This is a genomic window from Peribacillus sedimenti (assembly GCF_046237635.1).
Classification (GTDB): domain Bacteria; phylum Bacillota; class Bacilli; order Bacillales; family DSM-1321; genus Peribacillus; species Peribacillus sedimenti.
In genome coordinates this window covers 4,045,148-4,057,198 of record NZ_CP143547.1, presented here as the reverse complement: position 1 = coordinate 4,057,198, position 12,051 = coordinate 4,045,148, and the positions used below count along the sequence as shown (strand labels likewise).

7 protein-coding genes and 1 other annotated feature are annotated in these 12,051 nt (G+C 43.0%); of the genes, 6 read left to right on the top strand and 1 reads right to left on the bottom strand.

From position 1 onward, the window contains the following. The first annotated feature begins 60 nt into the window (after window positions 1-60). The 3 genes from hemL (at window position 61) to ysxE (ending at window position 4,674) form a co-directional block, all read left to right on the top strand. Window positions 61-1,350 (top strand): glutamate-1-semialdehyde 2,1-aminomutase, encoded by a 1,290-nt coding sequence (gene hemL / locus V1500_RS19930; protein WP_409301986.1) that lies wholly within the window; start codon window positions 61-63, stop codon window positions 1,348-1,350. A gap of 617 nt (window positions 1,351-1,967) precedes the next feature. Continuing rightward, complete coding sequence (locus V1500_RS19925; protein WP_409301984.1) at window positions 1,968-3,530, top strand: LysM peptidoglycan-binding domain-containing protein; 1,563 nt, start codon at window positions 1,968-1,970, stop codon at window positions 3,528-3,530. A 121-nt stretch (window positions 3,531-3,651) separates the two neighbouring features. Then, window positions 3,652-4,674, top strand: coding sequence for a spore coat protein YsxE (gene ysxE, locus V1500_RS19920; protein WP_409301982.1), 1,023 nt, complete (start codon window positions 3,652-3,654; stop codon window positions 4,672-4,674). Window positions 4,675-4,783: 109 nt separating this feature from the next. Here the strand turns inward: ysxE and V1500_RS19915 are convergent, their stop codons facing one another. After that, window positions 4,784-4,975, bottom strand: a complete 192-nt coding sequence (locus tag V1500_RS19915; RefSeq protein WP_409306054.1) for a hypothetical protein — start codon at window positions 4,973-4,975, stop codon at window positions 4,784-4,786. A 185-nt stretch (window positions 4,976-5,160) separates the two neighbouring features. Continuing rightward, window positions 5,161-5,418 (top strand) — a binding site (T-box leader). 159 nt (window positions 5,419-5,577) lie between these two features. Here V1500_RS19915 and V1500_RS19910 point away from each other — a divergent pair. The 3 genes from V1500_RS19910 to V1500_RS19900 all read left to right on the top strand — a co-directional run bounded on the left by V1500_RS19910 (window position 5,578) and on the right by V1500_RS19900 (window position 12,019). Continuing rightward, window positions 5,578-8,229, top strand: a complete 2,652-nt coding sequence (locus V1500_RS19910) for a valine--tRNA ligase (protein ID WP_409301981.1) — start codon at window positions 5,578-5,580, stop codon at window positions 8,227-8,229. Between the two features lie 667 nt (window positions 8,230-8,896). Continuing rightward, window positions 8,897-10,213 carry a bifunctional folylpolyglutamate synthase/dihydrofolate synthase gene (locus tag V1500_RS19905; protein ID WP_409301979.1) on the top strand — a complete coding sequence of 439 codons (1,317 nt, stop codon included), beginning with the start codon at window positions 8,897-8,899 and terminating at the stop codon, window positions 10,211-10,213. Window positions 10,214-10,297: 84 nt separating this feature from the next. Continuing rightward, window positions 10,298-12,019, top strand: a complete 1,722-nt coding sequence (locus V1500_RS19900) for a sensor domain-containing diguanylate cyclase (protein WP_409301977.1) — start codon at window positions 10,298-10,300, stop codon at window positions 12,017-12,019. The last annotated feature ends 32 nt before the right edge of the window (window positions 12,020-12,051 follow it).

Here is a 12,051-nt window from a genome sequence, read left to right as displayed (position 1 = left end):
TCGTCACCAGACGAGGTACGGCTGGTCACAATCACCCTTTAGATGACAAGGAGAATGTTTATGCGATCATATGGAAAATCCAAAGAGGCGTTCACTACAGCGCGGAATTTAATGCCTGGAGGGGTAAATAGCCCAGTACGTGCCTTTAAATCTGTTGATATGGATCCAATCTTTATGGAGCGTGGAAAAGGGTCCAAAATTTATGACATTGATGGGAATCAATATATAGATTATGTTTTGTCGTGGGGGCCGCTAATTTTAGGCCATACCAACGACAGGGTAGTCGAAGCTTTAAAAAAAGTAGCGGAGACTGGGACCAGCTTTGGTGCCTCTACACTGAGTGAAAATAAATTAGCCGAGCTTGTTATCGAGCGCGTGCCATCCATCGAAATGATCCGGATGGTTTCTTCAGGGACAGAAGCGACAATGAGTGCACTTCGGTTGGCACGGGGATATACTGGACGCAACAAGATTCTTAAATTTGAAGGAAGCTACCATGGCCACGGTGACTCGTTATTGATTAAAGCTGGTTCTGGCGTTGCTACATTAGGTCTGCCCGACAGCCCTGGAGTACCGGAGGGTGTGGCAAAAAATACGGTTACCGTACCGTACAATGATCTTGATAGCGTAAGATATGCTTTCGAGCAATACGGAGAAGATATGGCCGCTATCATCGTGGAACCGGTAGCAGGCAATATGGGTGTTGTTCCCCCACTGCCGGGCTTCCTTGAAGGATTAAGGGAAATCACGGCAAAGAATGGTTCATTATTGATCTTTGATGAAGTGATGACAGGCTTCCGTGTCGATTACAATTGTGCACAAGGCTATTACAAGGTGGACCCGGATATCACATGTCTAGGAAAAGTGATTGGCGGAGGACTGCCTGTTGGGGCATTCGGCGGAAAAAGAGAAATAATGGAGAATATTGCTCCAAGCGGTACCATTTATCAGGCGGGGACGCTTTCTGGAAATCCGCTTGCCATGACAGCAGGATATGAAACGTTAAAACAATTAACCCCGGCGGTTTATGAAGAATTCAAGCGGAAGGGCGATCTGCTCGAACAAGGAATTGGCGAAGCTGCCCGGAAATATGGCATCCCTTGCACATTTAACCGTGCAGGCTCCATGATCGGCCTATTCTTTACGAATGAGAAAGTCACTAACTATGACATAGCAAAGACTTCCGATTTAGATTTCTTTGCAGCATATTTCCGCGAGATGGCAGAGCAGGGAGTGTACCTGCCTCCATCACAATTCGAGGGCTTGTTCTTATCCACCGCTCATACTGATGAGGATATTGAGAAAACGATCAGTGCTGCAGAAAAAGCATTTGCCAAACTGAAAAAATAATGATCCAAAATTGGACTGTAGACAAACGCGATAATTAATCGAGCTTGCTACAGTCTGTTTTTATTTTGGCCTGTTATTTTGGGTCTGTTGATTTTTGTTTCAGGAGCTTCTCTTTCCGCAAGGCGGGCGGTAAGCCTCCCCGTCACTGCCGCTCCTCAAGAGGGCTCACCTTTCCCGCTGCTCCCACATATGCAACGGCCATTCACTGACTAGAGATGCTCCACAAAGACATAGATAAATGTGAAGAGAGCTGCTTGAATCCCTAGAGCCCAATGATTCTGTGGAAAAGCTGGTCTAGGGGAACTCTAATATAGGATTGTGTTGAAGGAAATGGTCAATTGCACTTAAAGAGGCTCGTAACGGTCTAAAACACGGCGTAATGACTTAATTCCGGGCTTTTATTGCTAAAAAACAAAGGGTAATGATAAATGGGGTGCACAATGTCTACATTCCCCCCTTTTATAGACAATTAGGGACTGTCCTGTTTTTTTCAAGGGCAGTCTTTTTCTGTTTCTATCGTCTTTGAGCTGGCTTAATCATGTCATAAAAAGATTTACTTCTTCATAAGTTGTTAATGGCATATTCATGCTCGCAAGGAAATGGGAGGAGGAATCATCTTGTCTAATGAAAACGAATCGTATCTACGATTTTCTTTAGAGGAATCAATTTGGTTTCAGAAGGGACAGGAAGTCGCAGAGTTATACTCCCTTTCGTTGGATCCGAATGTTACGATTCATGAAAGGGATCAATATGTAGTTATAAAAGGGACTCTGGACTTGAGCGGAGAGTATAAGGAAGAGCCGCGTTCCGGGGAGTCAGAACCCAGGGATTACACACAGAGCTACCTGCCTAAAAATATTCAGCATGTGGAAAGAGGGGCGGATGGAGTCAATGTTTTTATGCATCGATTCCCTGTCGATATCACCATACCCTATAATCGAATAAATTCTCTATATGATGTAGATGTATCAATCCAAACCTTTGATTATGTGCTGCCTGCCAAGAATTGCTTAAAGCTTCAAGCTGACCTGGTGATAACAGGAATTTATAAAGAGCCTCATGCTGCAGCAGAGCTTGGAGAGGAAGAGGAGGAAAAAGGTGAACAAAAGCTTGACTCGGAACAGGTAAGGGACTTTGCGGTTGAGTACCTTGCCGAACAAGAATGGGAAGACGACCCTCCACACCGCTATGAATATAATGAAAGCCTTGGAGAGGAAATCTCCTGGCTGCCTCCTGCATTCGAAGGCTATGACGAAAATGGCGAGCAGGAGGAAGATGAACAGCCTTCGGAGTTGTCATTGGAAGAAGCTATGGAGAACCTACAGCAGAGTGAGCGGCAGAATGGGATAGAGGCAGAAGAAGAGCGTACTGAAGTCATTTTTGATAAACCGATATTTATTCAGAAAAATACCGATGACGATTTGTTTACCTCATTTTATGCTGAAGCAAAAAAACTGCCTGATGAGGAACGCCTTGAAGAGGATGAGCCATTACTGGCTGCAAATACCCAGCCAGATATACCCGTCTTTAACATACCTGTTGCTCCTTTGATGGATCAATTGATGAAAGATAGCAACTATCTTGCATCAGAAACGAGTCCTGCAGCCACCTACCAAGGGAATCAAGAAACAGTACCGGTGTTTGAAAAAGTAAAACAACCAAAATTAGAAGAGGAAGAAGCAGTGGAAGCAGCTCCGGCTCAACCCGCTGAGCCGCCAGTGCAAGAGGTACAGCCGGCAGCCCCTGCTGTACCTGTAGATCAGGCAAAATCCCAGAACCAGCAGCCAGCTCCCGCAGCAGCAGAACAGAAAGAATCAAATGTTCCGGCTAAGGGCGGTGCACAGAAAGGCTTTATTAAGAATAAAATTGCACCAATCCTTGATATGCTTCCTAAGGGAAATCGTCCTCCTTCTGAGGATAAAAAGAGGGAAAATCAGCAACAGCAAGAAAATCAAGAAGGGAAATTATCTATTATGGATTATTTTGGCAATAAGCAGGAAGAACAGTTGACGAAAGTGAAGGTATGTATTGTACAACATGGAGATACATTGGACTCTCTTTCGGACAGATATGAGGTCAGTGCCCAGTCTATTGTGAATTCAAATGAGCTGGATCCAGGCAGCGACGTGTATGAAGGCCAGGTTCTTTATATTCCAAAGGCACCAGTTTTCAAAAAATAGTCAGTACAGGAGAGCAGTGATGACAATCCTGCTCTGCTGTATTTTGAGATATCGCATATTCCGTAGGTCCATATAAGTTACATTAGGTGATGTGACTGACCAAACTGAGGGGGTTCTGCATATGGAGTTTGCCGAGCCGCTCCGTCATTATCCGTTAGCTGTCAATCATATTGAAGACTTTGGCAAGGTAAAAAAGGTTTACAGTGATAGTGGTGTGTATGCGCTGAAAACGATTCCTCCACAAAAGGGTGTCGACTTCTTTCGAAATATCCAGCAATTGTTCCAAAAGGGATACAATAGAATCGTCCCTATTTATCCCGCCACAGATGGCCGCTACGCTGTCCTGCATAATGGAGAGCTAAGTTATTTAATGCCATGGCTTCAAGACGACAATCCAGGAGAGCGGGAAAACCGGCATAAACAGATGTTTCGTGAGCTTGCAAGAATTCATATGATTTCTGCAAAAGAAGTTCCGGTCGATAAAGAAAACAGGGAAGAGCATTTTAATTTGACCATTCAGCAATGGAAGGAGCATCGTGAATTCCTGGATGAGTTCATGGCAGCGTGTGAAAGAAAATGGTATATGTCTCCGTTTGAACTGAATTTTGCCCTGCACTACTCCGAAATCACGCAGGCACTGGAGTATGCCGAACGAAAGTTGAATGACTGGTACAGTAAAACGAAGGATCAAGAAAAGGCGAGAGCAGTCATTACCCATGGAAAGCTTTCGACCAGCCATTTTCTATATGATGAGAGAGGCTATGGTTATTTTATCAACTTTGAAGATTCAAAGACTGCTCCTCCTCATTTCGACCTTCTGCCGTTTCTTGTAAAATCAGCGAGAACTTATCCAACTGCATGCGACGATTGTGTGGATTGGCTTTATAATTATTTGAAGTATTTTCCTTTAAAGGAGCAGGAAATGCTCTTGTTTCAAAGCTATATGGCATATCCGGGATCAATGGTGCTTAGTGTCAGAAATTACTTTGAACGTAAGGGAAGCAGAACTGAGCTGGAGTATTCAACCCATTTCCAGCATCAATATTGGCAGTTAAAAAATGTGGAGTACATGGTGACAAAGATCGAGGAGATTGAACGGAGGAACAAAGAGGCACAGGCCAACCAAACACAGCAGCAAAGCTAAGACCGGCACCATTAATACAGATTGCAGGCAGTGTGTGTCCAACAGCCATTTGTATTAGTGATCAGCCGGTCGTTTTTTATTTCTAACTTATTTTGTTTATAATAGAGCGTCAAAACCATCCCAGGTACAAAGCCAATGCAAGCAGGATAAAGATTGCCAGCAGGAAGACGTCAAACGTGGTTGGCAAAAAAAACGTCCTAACACCTTGAAAGACGCTAAATGGAATAATTAATTGGTGGCACACGCCACGAACTGTTCGTAACCATGGAGGAAGGCTGTACGGATTGTATCGTTTCTTCATCATTGACCACCATCCTTTCATTTCTCATTTTATCGTATGATTGTTTTTCAAATTGGTGAAAACGCCTTTATCAAATTAGGAAGGCACAGTATAAAATAATAAGAAATAGGAAAAGAATATTGACTATATAATATGTTTTTTTGTAGTATATTAGGTATCCAATCATCACTGTACATAATTGAATATTTTAGACTATGATCGGGAGCAGTAAGATGTATTACTTCTTTATAGAGAGGAAGCCATTTGGTGAAAGGCTTCTAAGCAAGTGGCATCTGAAGTCGTCCGTGAGTCGTTTCCAAGAAAGGCTTTTGCCATGAGGCAAACAGGCAGAGTAATGGAGACCGGTTAAAAGCCGTTATTTTATATGAGAGCTGAAGCAAGGATGTAATATATCCAGCTTCGGAAAAAAGGTGGAACCGCGAACAACTTCCTTCGTCCTTTTGTGACGAGGAAGTTTTTTTATTTTTCAAGAGAAACATGTAAAAACGTTTTGCATTCTGAGTTCAGCGGACCTGGCCATGTAGGCCGCATCTTTGGATGCCGCCTGTGCTTGTCAGTTTAAATGAAGCGCCGTGCGCTTTCGAATAAAGGAGGAACAGATTATGGAAGAAAATCAACAAACGATGCCAACGAAATATGATCCCAAAACCATTGAAAATGGCCGCTATCACTGGTGGCTGGATGGAAAGTATTTTGAAGCAAAGAACGATGCGGAGAAACAGCCTTATACGATTGTAATTCCGCCTCCAAACGTAACCGGAAAGCTTCACCTGGGGCATGCCTGGGATACAACATTGCAGGATATCCTTACAAGAATGAAAAGGATGCAAGGCTATGATGTATTATGGCTGCCTGGCATGGACCATGCCGGTATTGCGACACAGGCCAAGGTAGAGGAAAAACTAAGAAATGATGGCAAGAGCCGTTATGATTTGGGCCGCGAAGCCTTCGTCGAAGAAACATGGAAATGGAAAGAAGAATACGCAAGCCATATCCGCGAACAATGGTCTAAACTTGGCCTTGGGCTGGACTACACGAAAGAACGTTTTACTTTGGACGAAGGCCTATCCAAAGCAGTTAGAGAGGTGTTCGTTTCACTCTATAACAAAGGCCTTATCTATCGCGGGGAATATATAATCAACTGGGATCCTTCCACAAAGACAGCATTATCCGATATTGAAGTAATTTATAAGGATATCCAGGGTGCGTTTTATCATATGAAATATCCTTTGACAGATGGATCCGGCCATATTGAAGTTGCTACAACCCGTCCGGAAACGATGCTGGGCGATACGGCGGTAGCTGTACACCCTGAGGATGACAGATACAGACATCTTATTGGAAAAACGGTTATTCTGCCAATTACCGGACGTGAGATTCCTATTGTCGGCGATGATTATGTTGATATGGAATTTGGTTCTGGCGCAGTAAAAATTACGCCGGCACATGACCCTAATGATTTTGAACTGGGAAACAGGCATAATTTGGAACGGATCCTTGTCATGAACGAAGATGGTTCCATGAATGAAAGAGCGGGCAAATATCATGGTATGGACCGCTTTGAGTGCCGCAAGCAAATCGTAAAGGATTTACAGGAACAGGGCGTTTTGTTCAAGATTGAAGAACATGTACACTCTGTAGGGCATTCAGAGCGGAGCGGCGCAGTAGTGGAGCCTTATCTGTCCACTCAATGGTTTGTTAAGATGCAGCCGCTTGCCGAAAAGGCAATCGAATTGCAAGGGAAATCAGAGGAAGAAAAAGTTCATTTTATTCCTGGCAGGTTTGAAAATACGTATCTTCGCTGGATGGAAAACATCCGTGACTGGTGTATTTCCCGACAGCTATGGTGGGGCCACCGCATACCTGCCTGGTATCATAAGACTACCGGTGAAGTATTTGTGGGCCATGAAGCACCGGAGGATATCGAGAATTGGGAACAGGATAAGGATGTATTGGATACCTGGTTCAGTTCAGCGTTATGGCCATTCTCAACAATGGGCTGGCCTGATGCTGAAAGCACCGATTTTAAGAGATATTACCCTACGGATGCATTAGTGACAGGGTATGATATCATTTTCTTCTGGGTATCCAGGATGATTTTCCAGGGACTTGAATTTACCGAGAAGAGACCATTTAAGGATGTATTGATTCACGGGCTTGTACGTGATGAACAGGGCCGCAAGATGAGCAAATCCTTAGGAAACGGTGTAGATCCTATGGAAGTAATCGAAAAATACGGCGCTGATTCCCTGAGATACTTCCTTTCCACTGGAAGCTCACCAGGTCAGGATCTCCGCTTTAGCACTGAAAAGGTTGAGTCGGTTTGGAACTTTGCGAATAAAATTTGGAATGCGTCCCGCTTTGCTTTAATGAATATGGAGGGACTCAAATACGAAGAAATCGATCTTAGCGGTGAGAAATCAGTTGCTGACAAGTGGATTCTAACCCGTCTCAATGAAACGATCGAAACAGTGACAAGGCTTGCAGAAAGATATGAGTTTGGTGAGGTTGGAAGAATTCTTTACAACTTTATCTGGGATGACTTCTGTGACTGGTATATCGAGATGGCAAAGCTTCCTTTATACGGTGAAGATGAAGCTGCAAAGAAGACGACTCGCTCTATCCTTGCTTACGTTCTGGATAACACGATGAAGTTGCTCCATCCATTCATGCCATTTATTACGGAAGAGATTTGGCAGAACCTTCCTCATGAAGGGGAATCCATTACGGTTGCTGCTTGGCCGACAGTAAATCCAGAATTATCGGATGCCGAAGCTTCTGAAGAGATGAAGCTGCTTGTGGAAATCATTCGTTCTGTACGCAACATCCGTGCAGAAGTTAATACACCGATGAGCAAGAAGATTAAGCTGATCTTGAAAGCCAAGGACGAGCGGACTGTTCAGACGCTGGAGAAAAACCGCGCATACCTGGAACGCTTCTGTAATCCTGAGCAGCTTACAATCGGAACAGAGGTAACAGAACCAGGCCAGGCAATGACGGCAGTTGTGACGGGTGTCGAATTAATTCTTCCGTTGCAGGGCTTGATTAACATTGACGAGGAAATTTCCCGCCTGGAAAAAGAACTGGATAAGCTTAACAAAGAGGTTGAACGTGTTCAAAAGAAATTATCGAACGAGGGCTTTGTTAAAAAAGCCCCTGAAAAGGTAATCGAAGAAGAACGTGCGAAAGAAAAAGACTACAGCGAAAAACGTGATGCTGTTCTTCACAGAATTAATGAGCTGAAACAGCTTTAACATTGGCTCTATTCAAATCTTTTAAAAGTGCTTTAAGATGAGGTAATGAATGAATGATTTTATTCATTCATTCATTCCTCATTTTATTGAAAAGACAAAATTGAGTTACGTATTCATCATAACTAAGGACTTACAGTTTTGAAGCTCGCCAAAGGGCGAGTTTTCTTTTTAACTTTATATATTTTCAATCTTTTATCCTGGTAATAGGAAAAGTCGATTGCCGTGCTAAACTGCAGGATCGGCAGCCATATCAATTCAATTACTCGTAACTTTTACTATGATAATTTGATATGATTAAAAGGATGCTTAATTCGTTAACGGACTATGTCTGAATCGATTGGGGAGATGACATTGATTCATCTCTCGTTGCAATTTGATGAAAGGCAGGCAGTAGGATGGATCGAGTGTTCGAACGATCCGAGCCTGACTGAAAACCGATTTGAATAATTGTACATTGATTACCTGTTTATCAGGGATTATAATCGCTGACAATATAACATGCTGCCATTGTACCGACAATAAGGTTGTCGATCGCCTGGAGGCTGGCAGTAAGGTTAGACGGTATTGAGCATGCTTATTTCTTTTGTATCTATGCTTCTAGCAGCAGAAAGATACAGCAATACTTAGAGGATAGCATTTTACATATTTAAGTGGGCAGGTGGCTTCCATGTTTAAAAATATAAATGAAGTAATCGATTATTTATATAACAGAGAATCAAAGTTAGGAATGGATTTTGGCCTGGAAAGAATGGAGAGCATCCTTCGAAAACTCGGCAATCCAGAAAGAAGGATTAGAAATATCCATATCGCTGGTTCCAACGGAAAGGGCTCTACACTGAACGCGATGAAATCCATTTTAATGGAGGAAGGGTTAATTGTAGGCTCTTTCACTTCGCCGCACTTGGTAAAAGTTAATGAAAGAATCATGATTAATGACCGGATGATTCCAGATGGAGAGATTATCGAGCTGGTTAATCAGCTTTATCCTTTTCTAGAGGAAAAAGGGGCGACTTATTTCGAAATCCTAACCATAATGGCATTTATGTATTTCGAGAAAAGTGACGTGGATGTGGCACTCATTGAAACTGGACTGGGAGGAAGGCTGGATTCCACAAATGTGATTGTTCCTTTATTGTCGGTCATTACCTCCATCTCGCTGGAACATACTGATTTTTTAGGGAATACGCTCGGAGAAATTGCAGGCGAGAAAGCTGGCATCATTAAGAAAGGCATCCCTGTTATTTGCGGTCCAGTCCCTGACGAAGCAGCTTCAGTCATTAAACAGAAAGCTATTTCTGAAGACGCGCCGTTTTATCAATTCAATGATCGCTTCCAGCTTGAAAGCATAAACAAGCTCAAAACTAACCAGGAAATTACTTTTCGTATGGATCGAACCGTATTAGAGAGGGTCGAGGTAGCCATGCTGGGCAAGCATCAGGCCTTCAATGCATCACTGGCCATTGCGGCAATGCTTATTCTAAATGAAAACTATGGGTTTCAAATAACAGAGGCAGGCATTCGAAACGGACTGAGAAAAGCAAGATGGGCAGGGAGATTTGAGATCATCTCTGAACAGCCTGTCATTATTCTGGATGCTGCCCATAATCCCGATGGAGTCAACGTGTTACTTGAAACGTTGAAAGATCGTTATCCAGACTTTGCATATAACTTTGTATTCACCGCACTTCGCGACAAAAATTTTAAAAAGATGATCGCATTGTTAGATGAACATGCAAACAAAATGATATTTACTAAAATACAGAACGACAGAGCTGCAGATGCAGAAGAACTCTTTGCGGCAAGCACTGCACGTGACAAGGATTGGGAACAGGATTGGAAGAATGCAATAAGAAAAGGGATTGCAGCAACGGGAGATGATGAATTATTAGTCATAACCGGTTCCTTGTATTTTCTTGCAGATGCCATCCCTTTCTTGAAAAAAGTGGAAGATATTGATAAACCATGGGACAAAAGGATTATTTAATATGTGACATTATTTTGAAAATTTGATAAAATGAACTAAATTATTTATATAAAGCCAAAGCCAAAAAAAGGAGGGGGAACTGTTATGGAGCTGTCGAAAAGCAAGCAATTAGCCATATGGCTCGCTTGGCTGATAATTGTACCAGCTGGAATATGGCTGACAATCCAGCACTCCCCCTCCAGATTCAATGGACAGGAATTGGATCTGCTTGCATTTTTAATCTTGATGTGTGTGCTCTCACTCATACCGATGGTGATTAACAATACCCCCATTTCGACTGTTCAGGGGGTATCCCTGGCAGTATTTCTTGTATTTGGGCTCTCGGCAGAAGTAATATTGACGCAAATTTCCTTTCTATTTATGCTTTTGATGCTAAAGCTGCGACGGGAGGAAATTTATCGCTTGCCGTTGAATTCGATCCTTTTCTTTTTTATCAGTCTGTTAAGCGGCCTGTTTTATTACTGGATTGGAGGGACGCACGAGTTTGCCACGTCTGTGTCTGCGGCAGATTTCGGGAAGATTTTCGCCTATCAGTTAGCCTACTTTGTACTGAATACCATCCTTTTAACCGCTGTCCGTTATATCCTGTTTCAAATAAAGCCGCGGTTATTTGACAAAGATTTACTCTGGGATTGCATTTCCTCTTTAATTGTTGTGCCGGAAGCAATTATTATGTTCATTGTTTATCAGCAAATTGGATATTTGTCTATCCTGTTTGTCGGGATACCATTAATTGCGCTCGCCTTGATTATGAGGATGTATAATTCGTCACAGGAAATAAATGCGCTGCTTACAAAGGCAAGCGAATTCGGCCATAAGCTGACACAGAGGCTGGAGGTACAGGAAGTCACCCAGCTTTTCATTGAAAAGATTTCGGATATTGTCCCTGCTGAGGAAGCATATATCTTTGATATTTCGAATAAACGGCAAGAGATTGAGCTGCTCCGATATGCCAAAGATGGCAAGGAGCAAAATAAAGATATCAAGATGTTTAAATCCTATGAAGGTGTCAGCGGGACAGTTTGGCAAACCGGAAAGGGGATCATCTATAGCTCAAGAAAAGAGTGGCAGCACCTTGATGTGGGAGTAATATCTCCGGGCATGGAGAGCATTCTTGCCGTCCCGATTGTCAGGAATTCACTTGTGGTAGGGATTTTGATACTGGCTTCCCCGAAGAAGCGGATGTATGTGGATTATCAGCTGATGATTATGGACCTCTTGTGTTCCTATTTGGGAGTTGCCATTGAAAATGCCAGGAACCTGCAGCAAACAAAGCTGGAAAGTGAGAAATGTGCGCTCACTAATCTTTACAACTACAGATATTTTGACAGGGTCCTCCGGGAAGAGTTTACTAAAATAGAAAAACAGCAATATAAAAACCTATCGTTGATATTGATAGATATCGACCGTTTTAAGTCAGTAAATGATACATATGGACATGAAAGCGGAAATGAATTATTGGTCCAGCTTGCCGACCGACTGGATAAACTGATTGGAACGAGGGGGATATTGGCCAGGTATGGCGGTGAGGAATTTGTTATTTTGATACCGAATTTCGGGAAGCAGGAAGCCTATGACTTTGCAGAATTCATCAGGCGTTCCATCGCCGGTAAATCATTTTCGGTTCATTCCGACCTTGACCACCACCGCAGCAATCAGCTGGTGCCTCTTACAGCAAGCATTGGCGTAGCTACTGCCCCTGTAGATGCAGAGGATCCACAGGCCCTTGTCCGACATGCAGACCGGGCGATGTACACTGGAGCCAAGCAGGCTGGAAGAAATAAAGTTGCGCAATATGTCGGATGACACTGCTTTTTCACAAAAAGCAGTGTTTTTTT